The organism is Arthrobacter sp. PAMC25564, assembly GCF_004798705.1.
In the GTDB taxonomy this organism is placed as follows: domain Bacteria; phylum Actinomycetota; class Actinomycetes; order Actinomycetales; family Micrococcaceae; genus Arthrobacter.
On the sequence record NZ_CP039290.1, the window covers coordinates 768,919 to 791,371 of the forward strand.

General features: G+C 68.2%; 23 protein-coding genes. 20 read left to right on the forward strand and 3 right to left on the reverse strand.

All coding sequences use genetic code 11. The annotated features are described in order from the left end of the window. Positions 1 to 91 precede the first annotated feature (91 nt). Together E5206_RS03500 and E5206_RS03505 are read left to right on the forward strand one after the other, a co-directional pair. Positions 92 to 1,216 carry an exo-alpha-sialidase gene (locus E5206_RS03500; protein WP_136321275.1) on the forward strand — a complete coding sequence of 375 codons (1,125 nt, stop codon included), beginning with the start codon at positions 92 to 94 and terminating at the stop codon, positions 1,214 to 1,216. A 6-nt stretch (positions 1,217 to 1,222) separates the two neighbouring features. Next, a complete protein-coding gene (locus tag E5206_RS03505; protein ID WP_136321276.1) occupies positions 1,223 to 1,513 on the forward strand; it encodes a MoaD/ThiS family protein in 291 nt (96 codons plus the stop codon). A 4-nt stretch (positions 1,514 to 1,517) separates the two neighbouring features. Here E5206_RS03505 and E5206_RS03510 read toward each other — a convergent pair whose 3' ends face one another. Continuing rightward, on the reverse strand, positions 1,518 to 1,754 hold the full coding sequence (locus E5206_RS03510) for a hypothetical protein (RefSeq protein WP_136321277.1): 237 nt from the start codon (positions 1,752 to 1,754) through the stop codon (positions 1,518 to 1,520). 184 nt (positions 1,755 to 1,938) lie between these two features. Further along, entirely contained in the window at positions 1,939 to 3,258 is a 1,320-nt protein-coding gene (locus E5206_RS03515; protein ID WP_136321278.1) for an MFS transporter, read from the reverse strand. Positions 3,259 to 3,618: 360 nt separating this feature from the next. Here E5206_RS03515 and E5206_RS03520 point away from each other — a divergent pair, with 360 nt between their 5' ends. From E5206_RS03520 to E5206_RS03575, 12 genes are all read left to right on the forward strand, one after another. Beyond that, positions 3,619 to 4,359 carry an IclR family transcriptional regulator gene (locus E5206_RS03520; protein WP_136323942.1) on the forward strand — a complete coding sequence of 247 codons (741 nt, stop codon included), beginning with the start codon at positions 3,619 to 3,621 and terminating at the stop codon, positions 4,357 to 4,359. 144 nt (positions 4,360 to 4,503) lie between these two features. Then, on the forward strand, positions 4,504 to 5,385 hold the full coding sequence (locus tag E5206_RS03525) for a shikimate dehydrogenase (protein WP_136321279.1): 882 nt from the start codon (positions 4,504 to 4,506) through the stop codon (positions 5,383 to 5,385). Beyond that, positions 5,385 to 7,355 (forward strand): sugar phosphate isomerase/epimerase and 4-hydroxyphenylpyruvate domain-containing protein, encoded by a 1,971-nt coding sequence (locus tag E5206_RS03530; protein ID WP_136321280.1) that lies wholly within the window; start codon positions 5,385 to 5,387, stop codon positions 7,353 to 7,355. Before E5206_RS03525 ends, E5206_RS03530 begins: the two co-directional genes overlap by 1 nt. A 36-nt stretch (positions 7,356 to 7,391) precedes the next feature. Next, on the forward strand, positions 7,392 to 8,300 hold the full coding sequence (gene pcaH / locus E5206_RS03535) for a protocatechuate 3,4-dioxygenase subunit beta (protein ID WP_205759997.1): 909 nt from the start codon (positions 7,392 to 7,394) through the stop codon (positions 8,298 to 8,300). Next, positions 8,293 to 8,892: a protocatechuate 3,4-dioxygenase subunit alpha gene (gene pcaG, locus E5206_RS03540; protein ID WP_136321281.1), complete on the forward strand. Its 600-nt coding sequence runs from the start codon at positions 8,293 to 8,295 to the stop codon at positions 8,890 to 8,892. Before pcaH ends, pcaG begins: the two co-directional genes overlap by 8 nt. Beyond that, positions 8,889 to 10,364: a lyase family protein gene (locus E5206_RS03545; RefSeq protein ID WP_240689920.1), complete on the forward strand. Its 1,476-nt coding sequence runs from the start codon at positions 8,889 to 8,891 to the stop codon at positions 10,362 to 10,364. The genes pcaG and E5206_RS03545 overlap by 4 nt, the downstream gene beginning before the upstream one ends. Continuing rightward, positions 10,357 to 11,175, forward strand: coding sequence for an alpha/beta fold hydrolase (locus E5206_RS03550; RefSeq protein WP_136321282.1), 819 nt, complete (start codon positions 10,357 to 10,359; stop codon positions 11,173 to 11,175). The genes E5206_RS03545 and E5206_RS03550 overlap by 8 nt, the downstream gene beginning before the upstream one ends. Then, a complete protein-coding gene (pcaC, locus tag E5206_RS03555) occupies positions 11,172 to 11,624 on the forward strand; it encodes a 4-carboxymuconolactone decarboxylase (RefSeq protein ID WP_136321283.1) in 453 nt (150 codons plus the stop codon). Before E5206_RS03550 ends, pcaC begins: the two co-directional genes overlap by 4 nt. An 82-nt stretch (positions 11,625 to 11,706) precedes the next feature. Continuing rightward, the gene (locus E5206_RS03560) at positions 11,707 to 12,921 is read left to right on the forward strand and encodes a thiolase family protein (RefSeq protein WP_136321284.1); all 1,215 of its coding nucleotides are present in this window, start codon (positions 11,707 to 11,709) and stop codon (positions 12,919 to 12,921) included. Positions 12,922 to 12,924: 3 nt separating this feature from the next. Then, positions 12,925 to 13,584 carry a 3-oxoacid CoA-transferase subunit A gene (locus tag E5206_RS03565; protein ID WP_136321285.1) on the forward strand — a complete coding sequence of 220 codons (660 nt, stop codon included), beginning with the start codon at positions 12,925 to 12,927 and terminating at the stop codon, positions 13,582 to 13,584. Further along, positions 13,584 to 14,267: a 3-oxoacid CoA-transferase subunit B gene (locus tag E5206_RS03570; RefSeq protein WP_136321286.1), complete on the forward strand. Its 684-nt coding sequence runs from the start codon at positions 13,584 to 13,586 to the stop codon at positions 14,265 to 14,267. Before E5206_RS03565 ends, E5206_RS03570 begins: the two co-directional genes overlap by 1 nt. Before the next feature lie 61 nt (positions 14,268 to 14,328). Further along, the gene (locus E5206_RS03575; RefSeq protein ID WP_136321287.1) at positions 14,329 to 15,144 is read left to right on the forward strand and encodes an IclR family transcriptional regulator C-terminal domain-containing protein; all 816 of its coding nucleotides are present in this window, start codon (positions 14,329 to 14,331) and stop codon (positions 15,142 to 15,144) included. A gap of 21 nt (positions 15,145 to 15,165) precedes the next feature. On the opposite strand, the gene E5206_RS03580 is transcribed toward E5206_RS03575, so the two are convergent. Further along, positions 15,166 to 15,396 (reverse strand): hypothetical protein, encoded by a 231-nt coding sequence (locus E5206_RS03580; RefSeq protein ID WP_136321288.1) that lies wholly within the window; start codon positions 15,394 to 15,396, stop codon positions 15,166 to 15,168. Positions 15,397 to 15,547: 151 nt separating this feature from the next. Here E5206_RS03580 and E5206_RS03585 point away from each other — a divergent pair, with 151 nt between their 5' ends. The 6 genes from E5206_RS03585 to E5206_RS03610 all read left to right on the forward strand — a co-directional run bounded on the left by E5206_RS03585 (position 15,548) and on the right by E5206_RS03610 (position 22,420). Next, positions 15,548 to 16,471, forward strand: a complete 924-nt coding sequence (locus E5206_RS03585) for a diacylglycerol kinase family protein (RefSeq protein WP_136321289.1) — start codon at positions 15,548 to 15,550, stop codon at positions 16,469 to 16,471. Between the two features lie 332 nt (positions 16,472 to 16,803). Beyond that, positions 16,804 to 18,465, forward strand: a complete 1,662-nt coding sequence (locus tag E5206_RS03590; RefSeq protein WP_240689922.1) for a sugar transferase — start codon at positions 16,804 to 16,806, stop codon at positions 18,463 to 18,465. Between the two features lie 17 nt (positions 18,466 to 18,482). Further along, positions 18,483 to 19,595, forward strand: coding sequence for a Gfo/Idh/MocA family oxidoreductase (locus tag E5206_RS03595; RefSeq protein WP_136321290.1), 1,113 nt, complete (start codon positions 18,483 to 18,485; stop codon positions 19,593 to 19,595). Next, positions 19,592 to 20,587: an NAD-dependent epimerase/dehydratase family protein gene (locus tag E5206_RS03600; RefSeq protein ID WP_136321291.1), complete on the forward strand. Its 996-nt coding sequence runs from the start codon at positions 19,592 to 19,594 to the stop codon at positions 20,585 to 20,587. Before E5206_RS03595 ends, E5206_RS03600 begins: the two co-directional genes overlap by 4 nt. Continuing rightward, positions 20,584 to 21,771, forward strand: coding sequence for a DegT/DnrJ/EryC1/StrS family aminotransferase (locus E5206_RS03605; RefSeq protein ID WP_136321292.1), 1,188 nt, complete (start codon positions 20,584 to 20,586; stop codon positions 21,769 to 21,771). The genes E5206_RS03600 and E5206_RS03605 overlap by 4 nt, the downstream gene beginning before the upstream one ends. Next, positions 21,764 to 22,420 (forward strand): acetyltransferase, encoded by a 657-nt coding sequence (locus E5206_RS03610; protein WP_136321293.1) that lies wholly within the window; start codon positions 21,764 to 21,766, stop codon positions 22,418 to 22,420. The genes E5206_RS03605 and E5206_RS03610 overlap by 8 nt, the downstream gene beginning before the upstream one ends. The last annotated feature ends 33 nt before the right edge of the window (positions 22,421 to 22,453 follow it).

A 22,453-nucleotide genomic window follows, 5' to 3' on the forward strand; every position in this document is an offset into this window, starting at 1 on the left:
GATCCGGCGGACTCACGGCTGGACCCCCGGCGTCGTCCGGGCGCACGAAGAAACCATTGCGGTCACCCGGCAGGGGTGGTTGCATGGGGGCATGGCTACCGCAGACAGTTATGTCCTGGCGATCGGAACCCGGAAGGGGCTGTGGCTTGCCACCAGCCCCGACCGCAAGGAATGGTCGCTTTCCGGCCCGCACTTCCTGATGAGCGAAATCCCCAGCATCGGCATCGACACGCGCGGGGACCGGACCCGGATCCTGGTGGGAGTCCGTTCCGAGCACTGGGGCCCCACCGTCTTCCACTCCGATGACCTGGGCGGGACCTGGGACGAGCCGGACCAGGGCGCCATCCGCTTCCCTGACGACACCGGGGCTGCGCTGGAGCGGGTCTGGCAGATCCACCCGGACTCAGCGGCCCGGCCGGGAGTGGTCTGGGCCGGCTGCGAGCCGATCTCGGTCTGGAAATCAACCGACGGCGGTGAGCACTTCGAGCTCAACCGGGGGCTCTGGAACCACCCGCACCGCAGCGAATGGGGCGCCGGCTATGGCGGCGCCGCGGCCCACTCGATCGTCGTGGACCCGACGGGGGAGAAGGTGCACGTCGCCATGAGCACCGGCGGGGTTTACCGCTCGCTCGACGGCGGTACCTCCTGGGAGCCGCGTAACAAGGGGATTTCCGCCCGCTTCATGCCTGATCCCAACCCTGAATTCGGGCAGTGCGTCCATAAGATTGCCGGCGATGCCGCCGTCGACGGCCGTTTGTACGCGCAGAACCATCACGGCGTCTACCGCAGCGACGATGACGCCGAGAGTTGGGAGTCGATCGCCGAGGGGCTGCCGGCGGACTTCGGGTTCGTGATGCTGACGCATCCGCGCCGGGCCGGTACCGCCTGGGTGATTCCGTTGAAGGCCGACAGTGAAAGGATCCCGCCGGACGGCAAACTGGCCGTCCACCGGACCGACGACGCCGGCGGGAGCTGGAAGCGGCTGGACACCGGGCTTCCGGAAGCCGAGTACAACGCGGTGCTGCGCGACGCCGCCTGTGTCGATTCGGGCGAGCCGGCCGGCGTCTACTTCGGGACCCGGGGCGGAAGTGTCTATGCCAGCGACGATGAGGGCGAACACTTCACCGAGGTGGCCTCACACTTGCCGGATGTGCTGTGCGTGCGGGCAGCGTCCGTCGCGGCAGCCCGGCTCCCCGGCGTCTCCGGGATGCCGTGAGCGTCAATGGCGCCTGAAATCAGCGTGCTGCTGCCCAGCGTGCTCCAGCCGCTGGCCGGCGGGCAGTCCATCCTGACTGCGCCCGCCGACTCGGCGGTGACGGTGAAGTGGCTGCTGGATTTGGTAGCCGGAGGATATCCGGCGCTTTCAAGGCGGCTGCGGGACGAAACCGGCTCGGTCCGCCGCTACGTGAATATCTACGTCAACGGGAATGAGATCCGGCGGCTGCAGGGCCTGGCGACCGAGGTGGCCCCGGGCCAGGAGGTCCTGATCATCCAGTCCGTGGCCGGCGGCTGAGGCCTCAGGCGACCCGCCAGAGAGTGCACTCATCCGTGTTGACGGCCTTTCGCATGCCGGAGAGCCGGTCCATGATCCAGACGACGCCGATTCCTGGCGCGGTCTCCTGGACGCTGCCGCGGCGGATCACGACGTCGTCGTAATTCGGGCCTACACGCAGGCGGGCCTCGATCTCATCGCCGCGGTGCAGCTGGTCGAGGGCGCGGATACGGGTTACATGGGCTTTCGCTTCCTTCAACATGGCGGGGGCCTCCTGGACTGGAGCTGGTGCCTGCAATTGCCGGCACTTCCAGTGTGCCGCGCCAATGTTGCGGCGCCGTTTCGGCCCGGTAAGCGGTGGGTTATTTCCGGCACGGAAAAGCCCGGCGTGTTGGGTGAACACGCCGGGCGACCGGTCAGTAAGCGGGCGGGAACGCTGCCGGGGGCTAGCGCAGGCCGAGTTCCCTGGTGGGGACCTTGAAGGTTTCCTTGGCGGTCAGGGCCGAGACGGCGGCGATCACGCAGATGATCGCTGTGAAGATGCTGATCTGGACCCAGCCGCCGGGCTGGATGCCGCCCATGGCTGCGACGATCGCCGGGGCGAAGCCAGCCATCAGGAAGCCAAGCTGGGTGCCGATTGCCAGGCCGGAGAACCGGACCCTGGTGCTGAACATCTCGGCGTAGAAGGAAGGCCAGACGGCGTTGGAGGCCGCGTAGCCGAAGGAGAAGAAGCCGATCGCGGCGAGGAACATCAGCGGGACGCTGCCGGACTCCAGGCTCAGCAGGAACACCGGCGTCAGGACCGCGCTGGCCAGTGCGCCGTAGACGAAGACCGGCTTGCGGCCGATCCGGTCCGCTAGCTTGCCGAAGAGCGGCTGCGTGCCGAGGGCGACGAAGTTGGCTCCGACGACGAGCCACAGCGTGGTGGTGCCGTCCACACCGGCGACGTTTTTGGCGTAGCTGATGGCCAGGGTGCCGAAGACGGTGGAGACGGCGGCGATGAAGGCGCAGGCGATCACGCGGAGGACGTCACGCCAGTGGTCCTTGAGCAGGTCGGCGACCGGGAGTTTGGCGATCTGTGCGGTCTTCTGGGCTTCCGCGAAGGCCGGCGGCTCGTGCAGGGTGCGGCGGATGAAGAACGCCACCATGACCACAACGGCGCTGAGCCAGAACGGGATGCGCCAGCCGATCCCGTACTTGATGTCGTCAGGCAGGGCTAGAACGGGGATGAAGACGAGGGCGGCGAGGATCTGGCCGCCCTGGGTGCCGGTCAGGGTCCAGGAGGTGAAGAAGGCACGGCGGTTGTCAGGCGCGTGTTCGAGCGTCATGGATGAGGCGCCGGCCTGCTCGCCCGCGGCGGAGAGGCCCTGGCAAAGACGCGCCAGCACCAGCAGCACCGGAGCCCACCAGCCGACCGACTTGAAGTCCGGAAGGCAGCCGATGACGAACGTCGAGGCGCCCATCAGCAGCAGCGTGAACATGAGGACCTTCCGGCGGCCCACCCGGTCACCGAAGTGGCCCAGGATGACGGCGCCTACCGGACGGGCCACATACGCGAAGCCGAAGGTCGCGAAGGACATGATTGCGGCGTTGGTGTCGGCGTCCGGGAAGAAGACCTTGGGGAAGATCAGAGCGGCTGCCGAGCCGAAAATGAAGAAGTCGTAATATTCGACGGCACTGCCCAGGAAGCTGGCGAGGGCTGCCTTTTTGGGCGTCCCGGCGGGGGTGGCAGTAGCCGCCGTCGTGGACGGGAGTGTCTTGCTCATGATGTTCCTTTGATGTGACGACGTTGTCGCGGATGGATCAGGAAGGTCTCGACTGCCACAGGCTTCATTAAGTGTGCGGCAGCCGGAGGTCCGTGGAAAGACCCGGACTAGTAGCCACATGGTGGAAGCTACTTGTGCGATGTAGCAATCATGGCTGTGAGCACAGTCACTTGTCAAGAAAATGATCACCATCTAGAAATAGCTCTCACCATGTGAGAGTATTTAGGCATGAGTGTGAATCAGGACACAGAAGTGCCCGAGCTTGCAGCCCGCCCCGGCGATGCCGTTCCGGGGGTCGCGGGTCCGGGAGGCACTGCGGCGCATGCCGCCAAGCCAGGCAAGGAAGATGCCCGCACCGACATGGTGGGCAAGGCCCTGGGGCTGCTGGTCCTGCTGGGCGACGAGCCCCGTGGCGCGAGTGCCGCCGAGCTGTCCCGCCGGGCCGAGCTGCCGTTCAGTACCACCTACCGCCTGCTCGGCTCCCTGACGCGGGACGGCTTCGTGGACTACGAGCCGGACGGCCGCCGCTACCGACTGGGCCTCCGCGTCTTCCAGCTTGGCCAGCGCGTCTCCAACCACCACGGTTTCGCCGGAACTGCCCTGCCGGTCCTGCGGCGAGTCACCGAAGAGACCGGGGAGGCCACCATCCTTTCCGTCCGCGACGGAAACCATCACCTGACCGTGAACAAGGTGGACGGCCCCCAGACCTTCCGCGTCACGAGCGACCCCGGACATCTGGGCGCACTGCACACCACCTCGGTGGGCAAGGCGCTGGTGGCCTTCGCTGATGACGCCACCCGCGCGCGGCTTGTCGAGGAGCTGGAGCTGGACCCGCTGACCGAGTTTTCCATCACCGACCGCGACGCCTTCCGGGCCGAGATCGACCTGGTCCGCCGCCGCGGCTACGCCACCATGGATGAGGAAAACGAGCTGGGGATGCGGGCCCTTGCCGTCCCGGTCTTCGACTCGCAGGGCCATGCCTTCGCCTCGCTGGCCACCGCCGTCCCCGTCTTCCGGATGAGCATGGAGGCCCTTGTGGCCCTCGTTCCGCTGCTGCAGTCCGCCGCGGCGGAGCTGTCGGCCAGGCTGCCCCAGCGATGAGGCGGGTCGCAATACTTTGTTCGCTATACGAACAACAGTGCAAGATATGAACATTTACGGTAATGTAATCCCCATCACCCGGCCTGCCGGCGACGCCCAGCGCGTCCCCGCCCGCCGAGTGCCGTTGTCAAAGGAGCTACACGGATGAGCAATCGAGCAGAGTCCTTCCTCGTGGGACTGGTGGGTGATGGCGTCATGCCGTCGCTCACGCCCTACATGCACGAACGCGAAGGCGATGTGCAGGGCCTCCGGTACCTCTACCGCCCCATCGATCTCATTGAGCTGGGGTTGCCAGGCCAATCCGTCGGGGAGCTGCTGACCGGAGCCTGGCGGCTTGGCTTCAACGGCCTGAACATCACCCACCCCTGCAAGCAGCTGGTCCTGGAGCACCTGGACGAGGTCTCGCCCGACGCCCGCCGGCTGGGAGCGGTCAATACCGTGGTCATCCGGGACGGCCGCTTCATCGGCCACAACACAGACTTCTCCGGCTTCGCGGCGGCCCTGGCATCGGGCCTTCCCGGCGCGAAGCTGGACCGGGTGGTCCAGCTCGGAGCCGGCGGCGCCGGCTCCGCCGTCGCCTACGCCCTGCTGACAGCCGGCGTCCGTGAACTGGACCTGGTGGACACCGATGCTGCCCGCTGCGCGGCACGCGCGGCCGAACTCGCTGGATTCTTCCCGGGCAGCGAGGTCACGGCGCGGACGACGGCGGAGCTGCCGCGGCTCATGCCGCTGGCCGACGGACTGGTGCATTGCACCCCGGTGGGCATGGCCGCCCATCCCGGCGTTCCGCTGGACATGTCCCTCGTTGAGCCCCGGCACTGGGTCGCGGACATCGTGTACCGGCCGATCGAAACCGAGCTGGTCCGCGAAGCCCGGGCCAAGGGCTGCGACGTGCTCGACGGCGGCCGGATGGCCGTCGGCCAGGCAGCCGACGCCTTCCGGATCTTCACCGGACGCGAGGCCGACGCGGACCGCATGCGCGCACATTTCCTGGAACTCGTGGCCGCCGAAGAGGTGGCCGCCTGATGCGCACCGGAATCGCCACCGTCTGCCTCTCCGGCACCCTGCGGGAAAAGATGCAGGCCTGCGCCATCGCCGGCTTCGACGGGATCGAAATCTTCGAGCAGGACCTCGTCACGTCCCCGCTGAGCCCGGAGGAGGTCCGCAAGATGGCCGCCGATCTGGGCCTGACCCTGGATCTCTACCAGCCGTTCCGCGACTTCGACAGCGTTCCCGAGGAGCTCCTCGCCACCAACCTGCGCCGGGCGGAGGCCAAGTTCAGGCTGATGTCCCGGCTGGGCACGGACACCATCCTGGTCTGCTCCAACGTGGCAACCGCCGCCATCGACGACGACGAACTCCGGGCCGCCCAGCTCTCCCGCCTCGCCGCCCTCGCCGGGGAACACGGCATGAAGGTGGCGTACGAGGCCCTCGCCTGGGGGAAGTACGTCAACGACTACGAGCATGCCCACCGCCTCGTGGAAATGGTGGACCACCCCAGCCTGGGCACCTGCCTTGACTCGTTCCACATCCTTTCCCGCGACTGGGACACGGCCCCGATCGAAGGGTTCAACCCGGAGAAGATCTTCTTCGTCCAGGTCGCCGACGCCCCCAAACTGTCCATGGACGTGCTCTCCTGGAGCCGGCACTACCGGGTCTTCCCGGGTGAAGGACAGTTTGATCTCGCCAAGTTCATGGGCCACGTCGTCCGTGCCGGCTATGCCGGCCCGGTGTCCCTGGAGGTCTTCAACGACGTCTTCCGCCAGTCCGATGTCGAACGCACGGCCGTGGACGCGATGCGCTCCCTGATCTGGCTCGAAGAACAGAGCGCCAAATGGCTTGAGGCCAACCCGGGCCCCGCTGCGGACAGCACGGGCGGACCCGGCGGCGCCCGGGCTGCCGGCCGCCGCCGCTATCCGATGGAACTGGCCACCCTGCCGCAGGTGGCCGAGCCGGCCGGCTTCAACTTTGCAGAGGTCAGGGCCGCGGACACCGCCAGCCTGGAAACCCTGCTGGGCCAGTTGGGATTCGCGTTCAACGGCCGCCACCGGACCAAGAATGTGCAATTGTGGACTATGGGCCACGCGCGGGTGATCATCAACGAACAGCCCCCGGCCCTGGATGGCGCCCCCGCCGCAAACCCGGAGACCGCCAGCGCGCCTGCAATCTCTGCCTTAGGCTTCGACGTCGATTCCCCCGTCATTGCCGCCGCCCGTGCCCAGCAGCTCAAGGCCCCGGCCGTGCCACGCAAGAGCCAGGCCGACGAGGAAATCTTCCAGGGCTTCGCCGCCCCGGACTCCACCGAGATCTTCCTGTGCCAGGGCAGCCCCGACGGCACCGCCGCGTGGACCCGCGAATTCGGCGAAGGGCTGGAAATTCCGGCACCCGGCCAGCCAAGTGCCGTGATCGACCACGTCAACCTGGCCCAGCCCTGGCAGCACTTTGACGAGGCCGTGCTGTTCTACACCAGCGCCCTGGCCCTGGAGCCGCAGCCCTACGCGGAGGTTCCGAGCCCCACCGGGCTGGTCCGCTCCCAGGTGATGCTCACCGAGGACCGTGGGGTCCGCCTCGTGCTGAACCTGGCACCGCTCATCCAGCAGGATGGTGCCGCCGGCACCGCCAATGCCGCCGGCACCGGCCAGCGCAGGACGTACCAGGAACATATTGCCTTCGCGGTGGATGATCTCGTGGCCACCGCCCGGGCCGCGAGGGACCGCGGCCTGGACTTCCTGAAGATCCCGGCGAACTACTACGAGGACCTGGATGCGAGGTTCGGCCTGGAGCCCGACTTCCTGGCCACCCTGCGGGAGCTCAACCTGCTCTATGACCGCGACGCCGACGGCGAATTCCTGCACTTCTACACCGCCACCGTAGGCAGCGTGTTCTTCGAAATGGTGGAACGCCGCGGCAATTACGACGGCTACGGCGCACCGAACGCCCCGGTCCGGCACGCGGTGCAGTACGACCACCTGCACCAGCCCAAACTGACCACCTGACCCCGACCCACCACCACCCAACGAAGGGAGGCTGCTGTGCCTGAAGAAATCGAACTCGAATTTTTCAACGCCGACCCAATCACCGAAGATGTGTCGGATGCGGCGCCACAGGCCGAAACCGGAGCCGCACCAAAGACGTATGCGCCGCTCGATGCCGCTGCGGAGTCGCAGGCGGACCTCAGCGCCGAAATGAAGGCCATCGGCGATGCCTACGCCCAGGCGCTCAAGAACGGTACTGCGGCGGAAACCCAGCCCCGGCTGGACTACGCCCCGTACCGCAGCAGCGTCCTGCGCCACCCTACCAAGGACCTGCACCACGCTGACCCGGAGACCATCGAGCTGTACTCTCCCGCGTTCGGGCACATGGACGTGCACGCGCTCGAAGCGGACCTGACGATCCAGCACAACGGTGAACCGGTCGGCGAACGCATTATCGTCTCGGGCCGCGTACTCGACGGCGACGGCCGGCCCGTTGCGGGCCAGCTCGTGGAGATCTGGCAGGCCAACTCCGCCGGGCGCTACATCCACAAGCGGGACCAGCACCCGGCACCGCTGGACCCGAACTTCACCGGCGTCGGCCGTTGCATCACGGGCGCGGACGGTTCCTACAGCTTCACCACCATCAAGCCCGGCGCCTATCCGTGGAAGAACCACCTCAACGCCTGGCGCCCGGCCCACATCCACTTCTCGCTGTTCGGACAGGAATTCACCCAGCGGATCGTCACCCAGATGTACTTCCCCGGTGACCAGCTCTTCCCGCTGGACCCGATCTACCAGTCGATCGTCGACCAGGACGCGCGGGACCGGCTCGTGGCCACCTACAACCACGAGCAGACCAGGCCCGAATGGGCGCTGGCCTACAACTGGGACATCGTCCTGACCGGGTCGAAGCGGACCTGGACCGAAAACGAGGCTCTGGGATCAGGCGGAGATGACCATGAGTAAACTCACCCCCACCCCCGGCCAGACCGTAGGACCGTTCTACGGCTACGCCCTGCCCTACAACAAGGACCGCGAACTGCTGGCCCCTGGCTCACCCGGCTCCATCCGGCTGCAGGGAACCGTGTACGACGGCGCCGGCCACCCCATCCCGGACGCGATCCTGGAAATCTGGCAGGCGGACGCCGAGGGCAAGGTCCCCCATCACACGGGCTCCCTCGTCCGGGACGGCTACACCTTCACCGGCTTCGGCCGCAGCGCCGTCGGCAACACCGGGGCTTTCACCTTCACCACCGTCAACCCGGGCCCCACCGAAGCCGGGGCGGCGCCGTTCATCTCCGTGGCCGTGTTTGCCCGCGGCCTGATGAACCGGCTCTTCACCCGGGTCTACCTTCCGGAAAACGAGGAAGCCCTGGCCGCAGACCGGCTGCTGAGCTCGCTCACGCCGGAACGCCGCCGCACGCTGATCGCGCGCCGGGATGCCGACGGCGGCCTCAGCTGGGACATCCGGCTCCAAGGCGAGGGCGAAACCGTGTTCCTCGACTTCGAGGGAGGACCTGCCGTCGAGGGAACGGCTGCCGAGGGCGCCGCCCAGTGATTGATCCGCCCCGCTCCGACGGCGACGTCGGCCTGCTGAGCCCCGTGTCGGCGTCGCCCCTTGTGGCGGCGCTGACCGGGGACCGGGCAGTGCTCGCGGCGATTCTCGCCGTCGAGGCCGCCTGGGCCGCCGTCCTGGAAGAGGCATCCCTCGCCCCGGCCGGCTCCGCCGCCGTGGTGGCTGCCGCCGCCGAGGCATACCGTTACGACGCCGCCGGCATCGCCGTGCGCGCGCAGGGCGGCGCCAACCCGGTGATCCCGCTGCTGGCCGATCTCCGTGGACAGGTCAAGGCCCTGGACACAGCGGGCGTCGGCGCCGCACAGGCGGTGCACACCTCGCTGACCAGCCAGGACGTGCTCGACACGGCGCTGATGCTGCTCGCCCGCAACGCCCTCCCGGCGCTGCTGGCCGACCTCAAGCGGACGGCGGCGGCGCTGGCGGCCCTCGCGGAAGAGCATGCGGACACGCTGTGCGTGGGCCGCAGCCTGACCCAGCACTCGCTTCCCTTCACCTTCGGGCTCAAGGCTGCCCAGTGGTTCCACGGAGTCGCCGCCGCGGCTCGCCGCCTCGAGGCCGTTGAGCTGCCGGTGCAGATGGGCGGCGCCGCCGGAACACTGGCGGCCGGCACCGTGCTGACCACCGGCGCGGCCGTGACACCCTTCGATCTTTCGGACAGCCTCGCCGCCGGGCTGGGCCTGGCCGCCACGCCCGGCCCCTGGCACACCAACCGGCTGGCCATCACCGCGCTGGGGGACTCGCTGGCGGCGGTGACGGATGCGCTGGGCAAGATCGCCGGCGATGTGCTGTTCCTGAGCCGCCCCGAAGTGGCCGAGCTTGCCGAGCCGCGCGCCGCCGGACGCGGCGTGTCCTCGGCCATGCCGCAAAAACAGAACCCGGTGCTCTCCGTGCTGGTCCGCAGCGCAGCCCTCCAGGCGCCCGCGCAGGCCGCCCAGCTGCACCTTGCCGCAGCCAACTTCAACGACGAACGCCCCGACGGCGCCTGGCACACCGAGTGGCCGGCCCTCCGGCAACTGCTCCGCCTGGCCCTCGGCGCCGCCGGGCACCTCAGGGAGCTCGCCGAGGGCCTGCAGCTCTTCCCGGACGCCATGCGCCGCAACCTGGACCTGTCCGGCCCGCTGCTGCTCAGCGAGGGAGTGTCCGCCGCAGTGGCACCGCTTCTGGGGGCCGACGGCAAGCAGCGGCTGCAGGCCGTTGTGGACCGGACTCTGCAGGCCCCGGCCGCGGACCAGGCCGCCATCTACCGGCGGCTGCTCCGGGCGGCCGTTCCGGCGGAGCTGTTCTCCGACGCCCGGCTCGAGGAGCTGCTGGACCCGGCCAGCTACCTGGGCCAGGCCGCCGAAATCTCCCGCCGCATCCTCGCGGCCTTCCCGGACTACGCGGGCGGCACAGCAGCCGGCGCGGACGCCCAGCCATCATTGAATCCCGATCTGAACGGAGCCTCCCGTGGCTAGACCAACAGTCAAGGCCGTACTGCTTTCCCCCCAGCGCACCCTCGGCCACAAGCCACTCCTGGTGGTGGGGCCGTCCCTGGGGACGTCCTCCCTGCTGTGGGCCCGGGCCGGCGCGCTGCTGGGTGACGACTTCGACGTCGTCGCCTGGGACCTGCCCGGCCACGGCATCTCGCCGGCCGCGAAGGAAACGTTCGACGTCGCCGAGCTGGCCGACGCCGTCATCGGGCTCGTCGATTCGATCGCCCCCGGCGCGCAGTTCCACTACGCCGGTGTTTCCCTCGGCGGGGCCACCGGCCTGCAGCTGGGCATCAAGCACGGCGAACGGCTCAAGAGCCTGTCCGTGCAGTGCACCGGAGCCAAGCTCGGCACCCCCGAGGGCTGGCTGGAACGCGCCGAAACCGTGCGCACCCAGGGCACCCCGGTGATGATCCAGGGCTCGGCGCAGCGCTGGTTCGGCCCCGGCTTCATGGAGCGCGAACCGGAGCTCAGCGGCCGCCTGCTGCACAACCTGCGCGACGCCGACCGCTTCAGTTACGCCTTCTGCTGCGAAGCCCTCGCCGGCTTCGACGTCCGGGAAGAGCTTGGCAGCATCCGCGTCCCCACCCAGGCCATCGCGGGCGTGGAGGACACTGTTGCCCCGCCGTCCTTCGCCGAGGAAATTGTCGAAGGGATCACCGCCGGCGGTGGCACCGCAAGTGCCGTGAGCCTCGAGGGCGTCGCACACCTGGCGCCGTTCGAAGCTCCCGGGCACGTCGCCGACCTGCTGCGGACCCTGATCACCTGGGCCGAATCTCGCGGAGCCGGACAGTGACCGGCCCCGAACGGAACGGTGTGGTCCAGCCGGACGCCACCAGCACGGAAATCTACGACGGCGGCATGGCAGTGCGCCGCGAGGTGCTCGGCGCCGCCCACGTGGACCGCGCCAACGCCAACAAGGATGCCTTCAGCGAGGACTTCCAGGACATGATCACCCGCATCGCCTGGGGCGGCATCTGGACCCGGCCCGGCCTGACCCGGCAGATGCGCTCCGCCGTCACCATCACCGCGATGGTGGCCCACGGGCACTGGGAAGAACTGGCCATGCATATCCGCGCCGCCATCACCAACGGCCTGAGCAGGGACGAAATCAAGGAAATCCTGCTCCAGACCGCCATCTATTGCGGAGTCCCTTCCGCCAACACCGCCTTCAAGACCGCCCAGCAGGTCTTCCATTCCATGGACAACACTGAGCTCGACGAAACCCCCGTCCCGCCCAACTAGCTGGCAGCAGGTGTCGTTTTGAGCCCTCATAACGACATCGACTGCCAGCTAGATGGGTGCACAGAGAATTAGAGGAGCAAAAATGAATCAGGCTTTTGTTTACGATGCCGTGCGGACGCCGTTCGGTAAGTTCGGTTCCGGGCTGGCCGGGGTCCGCCCGGATGACCTCGCCGCGCACGTGATCAAAGAATCCGTGAAGCGCGCCCCGGGGCTCGACGTCGAACGCATCGACGAGGTCGTGTTCGGCAACGCCAACGGCGCGGGCGAGGAAAACCGCAACGTCGCCCGGATGGGTACCCTGCTGGCCGGCCTGCCGGTCTCCATCCCCGGCACCACGGTCAACCGGCTCTGCGGCTCCTCGCTGGACGCCGCGATCATCGCCTCCCGCCAGATCAACACCGGCGACGCGGACCTGATGCTGATCGGCGGCGTCGAATCGATGTCCCGGGCACCCTGGGTGCTGCCCAAGACCGAGAAGCCCTACCCGGCCGGGGACCTGAACCTGGCCTCCACCACACTGGGCTGGCGCCTGGTCAACCAGGCCATGGACCCGGACTGGACGATCTCCCTGGGCGAGGCCACCGAACGGCTGGCCGAGAAATACGGTGTCACCCGGCAGGCGCAGGACGAATTCGCCGCCGCCTCGCACAACCTCGCCGCCAAGGCGTGGGACGAGGGCTTCTACGACCACCTCGTCGCCCCGGTCCCGGGCACGGACCTGGTCCGCGACGAGACGATCCGGGCCGGGTCCTCCGCGGCGAAACTCGCCGGACTCAAGACCGTGTTCCGCACCGGCAACGGCACCGTCACCGCCGGGAACGCCTCCCCGCTCTCGGACGGCGCCTCCGCGGCCTGGCTCGGCTCCGAAAACGCCGCGGGGATCCTCGGGATGGACCCGCTGGCCAGGATCGCCGGGCGCGGCGCGCACGCCAACGACCCCCAGTACTTCGGCTACGCCCCCGTTGAGGCCGCCAACAAGGCCCTCGCCAAGGCCGGCATCGGCTGGGATCAGGTCGGCGCCGTCGAACTCAACGAAGCCTTCGCCGCGCAGTCCCTGGCCTGCATCACCGCCTGGGACATCGACCCGGGAATCGTGAACCGGCACGGCGGCGCGATCGCCATGGGCCACCCCCTCGGCGCCTCCGGCGGCCGCCTCCTGGGCACCCTGGCCCGCACCCTGCAGGCCACCGGCCAACGCTGGGGCGTCGCCGCGATCTGCATCGGCGTCGGCCAGGGCCTCGCCATCGTCCTCGAAAACGTGACTGCCGCGCCGTCGGCAAAGACAGAAAAGGGTTAAGGCATGTTGAACTTCGTAGACACCGTCGGCGAGGCCGTTGCCGGCATCAAGGACGGCTCCACCGTGATGATCGGCGGTTTCGGCAACGCCGGCCAGCCGTTCGAGCTCATCGACGCCCTGATGGATTGCGGCGCCAAGGACCTCACCGTGGTCAACAACAACGCCGGCCAGGGCGACCAGGGCCTCGCGCTGCTGATCAAGGAAGGCCGGGTCAGGAAGATGATCTGCTCGTTCCCGCGGCAGTCCGACTCCTGGCACTTCGATGCCAAGTACCGGTCCGGCGAGATCGAGCTGGAACTCGTCCCGCAGGGCAACCTGGCCGAGCGCATCCGCGCCGCCGGCGCCGGCATCGGCGGATTCTTCACCCCCACCGGGTATGGCACCATGCTCGCCGAAGGCAAGGAAACCCGGATCCTGGACGGACGCGGCCAGGTCTTCGAAACCCCCATCCACGCCGACGTCGCCCTGATCAAGGCGCTCAAGGCCGACGGCAAGGGCAACCTCGTCTACCGCAAGACCGCCCGCAACTTCGGCCCGATCATGGCCGCAGCGGCCAAGCACACCGTGGTCCAGGTGTCCGAGATCGTCCCCACCGGCGGCCTGGACCCGGAGATCATCGTGACCCCCGGAATCTACATCAACAGCATTGTGAAGGTGGCCTGATGAGCAGCACCCAGACGTCCATTCGGACCTCAGACAAGCCCCTGGGCCGCGATGACCTGGCCCGCCTGGTGGCCCGGGACATCAAGCCTGGATCCTTCGTGAACCTCGGCATCGGCCAGCCCACCCTGGTTTCCAACTACCTGGAGCCGGAGCAGAACATCACGCTCCATACCGAGAACGGCATGCTGGGCATGGGCCCGGAAGCCACGGGGGACCAGATCGACGGCGACCTCATCAACGCCGGCAAGATCCCTGTGACCGAGCTGCCCGGGGCTTCCTACTTCCACCACGCGGACTCCTTCGCCATCATGCGCGGCGGGCACCTGGACATCTGCGTGCTGGGGGCCTTCCAGGTCTCCGCCACCGGCGACCTGGCCAACTGGCACACCGGCGCCCCGGACGCGATCCCGGCCGTCGGCGGGGCCATGGACCTCGCCACCGGCGCCAAGGACGTCTTCGTGATGATGACGCTCCTGACCCGTGAGGGCGTGTCCAAGCTCGTCGAGACCTGCAGCTACCCGCTCACCGGGATCGGCTGCGTGACCCGGGTGTACACGGACAAGGCCGTGTTCCTGACCGGCCCGGAGGGCGTCGAGGTGCGGGAGACTTTCGGCTGCACCCTCGAGGAGCTGCAGGCCATGGTGCCGGTGCCGCTCAAGGCCGCATCCGCCGCCGGAAGCTGACGGAGCCGCTCGCGGGTCCGAAGCCCGGGTAGGAAGTGATGCGGGACCATGAGGGGCAGAAATGATTGAGGCAGCAAAGGGCGCCGGCGCGGACGGCGCACCCGCCGCCAGCGACCAGTACGTACAGTCGCTGGCGCGCGGACTGGCCGTGATCCGGGCCTTCGACACGGACCACCCGAAAATGACGCTGACGGAGGTGGCGGCCCGGACAGACCTCACCCGGGCCACCGCCCGGCGGTTCCTGCACACCCTCGTGGAACTGGGCTACGTCCGCACCGACGGCAAGATCTTCGCCCTGACCGCCAAGGTGTTGCAGCTCGGATACGCCTACCTGTCCGGGCTGTCCTTGCCGCAGTTCGCCCAGCCGCACCTTGAGGAACTCGCGCTCAAGCTGGGGGAGTCGACGTCGGCGGCCGTGCTGGAAGGCACCGACATTGCCTACATAGCGCGGGTGTCGACCCGGCGGATCATGACCGTTGGCATCACGGTCGGAACCCGGTTCCCGGCCTTTGCCACGTCCATGGGCCGGGTGCTGCTCGCGGCCCTCCCGCCCGCACGGCTGGAGGACTACCTCGCCGCGGCCGAGATCCGGCCGCTCACCCCGCGGGCCATCGGGACCCGGGAGGCGCTCCTGGCGGAGCTGGCCACCGTCCGGGCCCAGGGGTGGTGCCTGCTGGACCAGGAACTCGAACTCGGGCTGATGTCCGTCGCAGCCCCGGTCCTTGATGGGCCCAAGGTTGTGGCGGCCATCAACGTCTCCCTGCAGGCCCAATCCGTCGCCGCGCAGCCGGACCCGGAACGTTATCTGGAGACGGTGCGGGCGGAGACAGTGGCCACCGCGGAGCTCATCTCCGCGGATCTGTCCGCCGGCCGTTAGCGGCCGGGTTTCCGGCTGGTGTCAGGAGCCTGCGACGGGCCCGGTCGAGACGGTGATCCTGACCCCCGCGGGGTCGTCGCTGATCAAGAGGCGCAGGTCCCTGCCCAGCAAGGAGGCATGGATGTCCTCGCTGTCTCCGGGGGCCAGCTGCGCGGCCAGCCGCGTGACCGCCAGCGCCATCGCCCGGCCCCAGTCGTGGGGATCCATGCTGGAGGCCTCAGCCTCGGCTGAGTAACTCTTTGGTTCGGTCATGTTCCTCCGCTTCGGCGCCGTGGGCATGGCCAGTCTAGTGACTCCGGCGCGCGGACGTCCACGGTTCGGACCCAGGCTGCCGACGTAACGGCGGGAGTCCGGCTAGGATTTCAGTTCGGCCCACCTCCCGCCCCTCGCCCCGAAGGACGCCATGCCAGAGAACACCCCAGCCCCGTCCAGGCGCGCCGCCGTGGTCATCAATCCGATGAAATCCTCGGGGGCGGACTTCCGCGCCGCCTTCCACCGGCTGTGTGAGGCGCAAGGCTGGGCCGAGCCGCTCTGGCTGGAAACCACGGCTAAGGACACCGGCCTCGGCCAGGCACGGCAGGCCCTGGAACAGGGGGTCGACGTCGTCATCGCCGCCGGCGGCGACGGCACCGTCCGTTGCGTGGCAGGGGTCCTTGCCGGCAGCGGCATCCCGATGGGCATCGTCCCGCTGGGGACCGGGAACCTGCTGGCACGCAACCTCGGGATCGACATCACGGATCCGGTGGCCGCCAGCTACGACGTCCTGAACGGCAGCGAAAAGTCCATCGATGTGATCAAGGCGCGGCTGGACCACTCGGACCAGGAAGAGGTGTTCCTGGTGATGGCCGGCCTCGGCTACGACGCCGCCATCATGGCGAACACCCTGGATGAGCTCAAGGACCGCGTGGGCTGGCTCGCGTATGTGGAGGCCGGGATCCGCCACCTGCCGGGCAAACCGGTGAAGGCGACGATCAGCATCGACGGACAGGCGCCGGTGCGCCGCCGGATCCGCAGCGTGATGGTCGGAAACTGCGGCAAGATCATGGGCGGCGTCGAGATTTTCCCCGACGCCAAGGTCGACGACGGCATCCTCGATGTTGTGATCCTGGCACCCGCCGGGCGGTTCGGCTGGCTGAATGTGCTCTCCGGTGTGTTCGGCCGGAAGCGGAGTAAGAACCGGTCGGTGGAGTACTTCGCCGGCAAAACCGCGGAAATCGACCTCGGCCATGAACAGGAATTCCAGCTGGACGGTGACCACCTCGGCACCGGAACGCATCTCGCCGTGGCCGTCGAGCGCGACGCCCTGAAGATCCGGATGAGCGCCTAAAGGCATCTTCCGCCGCCGTTCGGCGATACGTGTCGGCCAATTTCCGGTGCCGGCGCAGCGGAAATTTCCGGTCAGTGAGTACTACCCGGACAGTGCCGCCGGAGGGCGGTGCGAAAAGCCAAGTATAAACCACTCGTGACCCTTGGGGCCCCACCAACTTGGATTGGCTCAGGCATCAAACGATGCAGCCAATTGCCTTTGGAGGGAGTCGCAATGGCACGAAGGGTCGTTGTCGCCCGGAGTGTTCGGCCGAATGGCCGGGCAACCTTATTTTGTGCGGACGAAACGTCCGCGGGCCCGCGGGCCACGGATTCCAGCTCGGGCTGGCGACGGTGACACCGCAGCCAGAGGGCATGCCGCTCGGCCTGGCCCTCCAAAGCCCCGGACACGCCGGCGCCCGCCCCGGAGGGATGGTGCCCGATCTCGTGTACGCACCCCATGCCCTGCATACGGGCCATGCCACGCACGCTGCTCCTGCAACCGTTGCGCCCGCACTTCGGCCCTCCGCCGGACGCGCCCCGGTTGACGCTGCGGTCCTGCCCGCCACCACGCCCGCAACGGCAAGGCTCTCCGGCCGGGAATGGGCGCGGTTCCTGCGCCGTCTGCTGCGTGGCACGGATGCCCTGGTCGTCATCGTCTCCGTCATCGCTGGATTCCTCGTCCGTTTCGAGGCCGGTCAGCCCTTCGGGGGAAGCCAGGCCGATCTTAACGCGGCCTTCATCGGCGGGGTCCTCGGCGTGCTGTGGATTGCGGCCCTGAGCCTCTACCGCACCAGGGACCCGAAGATTCTGGGAACCGGGACCAGCGAGTACAAGCGTGTCGCCGCCGCCAGCAGCGCGGTCTTCGGGCTGCTCGCCGTCGGCCTGGTAGCGTTCCGCGTCCAGCCGGCATCGGCGTTCCACCTGGTTTCCCTGCCGCTGGGTCTCATCCTGCTGCCCGGAAGCCGCTGGTTTGCCCGCCGCTGGTACAACGCGCGGCAGGCCCAGGGGCAGTACCTCGTCAAGGCGATTGTCATTGGGCAGGCCGATGATGTGCGCTACGTGCTCAAGCGGATCGCCCGGAAGTCCGGTTCCGTCTACGAAGTTCTCGGGGTGTCGTTGCCCGGCGGGCGGCGGGGGACCTCGTTCGACGTCGACGGCCGCCGGGTGCCGGTCCTGTCCTCCACTGATGACGTCGTCCGGACAGTCGGCCGCTGCGGGGCGGAAGCGGTCATCGTTGCCGGCCCGATGCCCGGCGGCAACCAGTACATCCGCGAACTGGGCTGGGGGCTTGAAGAGCACAAAGCGGAACTTGTGCTGGCCTCGTCCCTGACCAACGTCGCCGGGCCCCGGATCCACTGGCGTCCGGTGGAAGGGCTGCCGTTGATGCACGTGGACGTGCCGCGGTACAGCGGCGCCAAGCATGCCTTCAAGCGGCTGCTGGACATCGCGGTGGCCGCGACTGCCCTGGCCCTGCTGTCGCCCCTGTTCCTCGTTCTGGCGATCATCGTCAAACGCGACAGCCCTGGGCCGGTCCTGTTCCGGCAGGAGCGGGTGGGCAAAGCCGGGAAACCATTCCGGATGCTGAAATTCCGGTCCATGGTCACCAACGCGGAAGCCGCGCTGGCCGGGCTCGGGGCGCAGAACGAGGGCGCCGGCGTTTTGTTCAAAATGCACAACGATCCGCGGGTTACCCGCTGCGGACGCTGGATGCGGCGTTACTCGCTGGACGAACTCCCCCAGTTTTGGAACGTCCTGACCGGCGAAATGAGCCTGGTCGGACCCCGGCCCCCGTTGCAGCGCGAGGTCGGCGGCTACGAGCGGCACACGCACCGCCGGCTGCTGATCAAACCGGGAATCACCGGGCTGTGGCAAATCAACGGCCGATCGGATCTGCCGTGGGATGAGGCTGTGCGCCTGGATCTCTACTACGTCGAAAACTGGTCAATCATGGGCGACGTCATCATCATGTGGCGCACCTTCAGAGCTATGTGCCTGCCTGCGGGCGCGTACTGACTTAGAGAGGATACACAATGGATGAAACACCTCCGGGGTACTCCCGCGGCCTGGACCTTGCGGGAGCTACGGGTCAGTTGCGTGTTGCCGTCATCGGCGCCGGCTATTGGGGCCCCAACCTGGCGCGCAACTTCACGGCGAGCCCTGACTGGGAGCTCGCCGGAATAGTGGACCTGGACCAGCCGCGGGCAGCCAAGCTCGCCGCGGCCCAGGGCAGGGTTCCCGTCTTCAGGTCCATTGACGAACTGCTGGACCTGGTCGACGTCGACGCCGTTGCGATTGCGACGCCGGCACACACGCACCACGGCATCGCCCTGACGGCACTCAAGGCCGGCAAGCATGTGCTGGTCGAGAAGCCTCTCGCCGACAGCCGGATCAAGGGACTGGAGATGGTCGAGGAGGCGGAAGAGCGGGAGCTGGTCCTGATGGCGGACCACACCTACTGCTATACCCCGGCAGTATTGAAGATCCGGGAACTGATCGCCGACGGGTCGCTTGGCGACATCCTGTTCATCGATTCGGTACGGATCAATCTGGGGCTGGTGCAGCCGGACGTGGATGTCTTCTGGGACCTCGCCCCGCACGACCTGTCCATCCTCGACTTCATCCTTCCTGGCGGGCTGCAGCCGGTGGAGGTGGCGGCACACGGTGCGGATCCCCTGGGCACCGGCCATGCGTGCATCGGGCACCTGACGTTCGCGTTGCCCAACGACGCCATGGCACACGTCCACGTGAACTGGCTGAGCCCGACCAAGATCCGCCAGCTGGTCGTCGGGGGCTCCCGGCGCACGCTCGTCTGGGACGATCTGAATCCGCAGCAGCGGCTCAGCATCTACGACCGCGGCGTCAGCCTGGACAGGCAGTCCCGGTCCGCGGCAGACAAGAAGGCCTCGGCCATTTCCTACCGGCTCGGCGACACCTGGTCGCCGGCCTTGCCCGAACACGAGGCGCTCGGCCAGATGGTGGCCGAATTCGCCAGCAGCATCTGGCAGCAGCGGCCCGCGCGGACCAGCGGGGCCGCCGGCCTCCGGGTGCTTTCGGTGCTGGAAGCAGTGAGCAGCAGCCTCGAAGCGGATGGACGGTCCAGCGCCGTCATCGGCAACGAGGTCCAATTGGAGGGAACGCGATGAGCACGTTGCAGGGGGCACGGGTCCTCGTGACCGGGGGAGCCGGAACCATCGGTTCCACACTTGTTGACCATCTGGTCGCCGCCGGGGTTGACCGGATCGACGTCCTGGACAACCTCGTCCGGGGCCGCCGGGCGAACCTCGATGATGCGCTGGCCACCGGCCGGGTGCAGCTGGTCCAAGGCGATGTGCGCGACCGGGACCTGGTCCACGACCTGACCCGGGGCAAGGACATCGTCTTCCACCAGGCGGCCATCCGGATTACCCAGTGTGCGGAGGAGCCCCGGCTGGCCCTGGAGGTGCTGGCGGACGGCACCTTCAACGTGATCGAGGCTGCGGCAGCCCAGCGCGTGGACAAGCTGATTGCGGCCTCCAGCGCCTCGGTGTACGGCATGGCGGAGGCGTTCCCCACCACGGAACGCCACCATCACCACAACAACGACACCTTCTACGGCGCGGCCAAGTCCTTCAACGAAGGCATGGTGCGCAGCTTCCGGGCCATGACCGGGCTGGATTATGTCCTGCTGAGGTACTTCAACGTCTACGGACCCCGGATGGACGTGCACGGCCTGTACACCGAGGTGCTGGTGCGTTGGATGGAACGCATCGCGGACGGCCAGCCGCCCCTGATTTTCGGAGACGGACGGCAGACCATGGACTTTGTCCACACCCGGGACATCGCCCGGGCCAACATCCTGGCCGCCGGCAGTGACGTCAGGGAGGGCGTCTACAACGTCGCGAGCGGCGCCGAGACCAGCCTGCTGGAACTCGCCGAGGCCCTGTTGCGCGCCATGGACTCGGGCCTGCACGTGGAGCACGGTCCGGACCGCGCCGTAAACGGCGTCGTCCGTCGGCAGGCGGATACGAGGGCGGCAAGGCTCGATCTTGGCTTCAGTGCTGAAACCGGGCTCGAGGAAGGCCTCCGGGAGCTCGTCGCCTGGTGGCGCCCGCTGCGGGATGAAATCGCAGCCTCCCGGGTTGGAGCCGCACGATGACCATCAGTCAGGACCATGACCAGGACCAGGCGCTGAGCCGGATTAACGTGATGAAACCATGGCTCGGAAGCGAGGAAGCCGACGCCGTGGCGGAAGTGATCGCTTCCGGTTGGGTGGCGCAGGGGCCCCGCGTGGCGAGGTTCGAGGAAGCTTTTGCCGCCTCGCAGCGGGCCGCGCACGCCGTCGCGGTCTCCAACTGCACCACGGCCCTGCACCTGGCGCTGAAAGTGGCCGGCGTCGGGCCGCACGACGACGTCGTCGTGCCCTCCTTCTCGTTCATCGCCACCGCCAACGCCGCCACGTACGTGGGCGCCCGGCCGGTATTTGCCGACGTCGAGGCGGACACCGGCAACGTGTCGGCGCAGACCGTGGCCGCGGCCCTGACCCCGGACACCCGGGCCGTCATCGTGGTGGACCAGGGCGGCATGCCTGTCGACCTGGAACCGATCCGGGAGCTGTGCGACCCGCTGGGCATCACGGTGATCGAGGATTCGGCCTGCGGGGCAGGCTCCACATACCGGGGGCGCCCGGTGGGGGCAGGCGCCGAACTCGCCGCATGGTCCTTCCACCCCCGCAAGATCCTGACCACCGGCGAGGGCGGCATGCTGACCACCGGCCGCGCCGAATGGGCGCACCGGGCCAGGCAACTGCGCGAACACGCCATGAGTGTGTCCGCCAATGACCGCCACGCCTCGATCCTGGCCCCGGCGGAGGAGTACCTGGAAATCGGCTTCAACTACCGGATGACCGATATGCAGGCAGCCGTGGGGCTTGTGCAGCTCGGACGGCTGTCCCAGGCGGTGGTCCGGCGCCGGCAGATCGTCGCCGGCTACACCAAGGCGCTCGGTCACCTGGAAGGGCTGCGCTTCAGCCGGGATCCCGTCTACGGCACCAGCAATTTCCAGTCCTTCTGGTTCGAGGTCCTGCCGGAGTTCCCCCTGGGCCGGGAGGAACTGCTGGAACAGCTGGCGTGGGACGGCATCTCCGCGCGGCGCGGCATCATGGCCGCGCACCGGCAGCCGGCCTACGCCGGACTGGACACCGGCAGCGCGGACTTGTCCGTCACCGAACGGCTCACGGACAACACCGTTATTCTCCCGGTCTACCATCAGCTGACCCCGGACGATCAGTACCGGGTGACCCGCTCCATCCTGCGCGCGAGCGGGGAGCGATCACATGAGTGAGCTCCTTCTCATTGCAGCCAGTGGCCTGGCCCGCGAGGTGCTGGCCACCGTCCGCGAGTCCGGCCAGTTCGACGTCGTCGGCATCCTCGACGATGACACTGCCAAGGTGGGGTCCGTGGTTGATGGCGCACGCGTCCTCGGGCCGCCCAGCGACGTGCTCCGCTACCCGGAAGCCAGGGCGGTCGTCTGCATCGGTGCCGGGCGGGCGCGTGAGCGGGTCGTCGCCAGACTCGCCGGTCTGGGCTTCCCGGCATACCGCTTTGCGACCGTTGTCGATCCTTCTGTACGGGTCCCGTACTGCTGCGACATCGGCCCGGGGAGCATCCTGCTGGGCCACGTCACCCTGACCGCGGGGGTGACGCTCGGGGAGCACGTGGTGGTGATGCCAGGCGTGACGCTCACCCATGACGATTTCGTTGAGGATTTCGCCACCTTCGCCGCCGGAGTCTCGCTGGGCGGCGGTGTCAGGATCGGGCGTGGCGCCTACCTGGGCATGAACGCCAGCGTGCGCGAAGGGGCCTCGGTGGGTGCCGGGGCGGTGATCGGCATGGGCGCGGTCGTCCTGGCCGACGTGCCCGAGGACGAGACCTGGGTCGGTGTTCCGGCGCGCGCTATGCGAAGCGGAGTCCTTAGCCGATCGGCGGGATAGGGCCATGAAAACCAGTGCCCGCCACTGGGATCC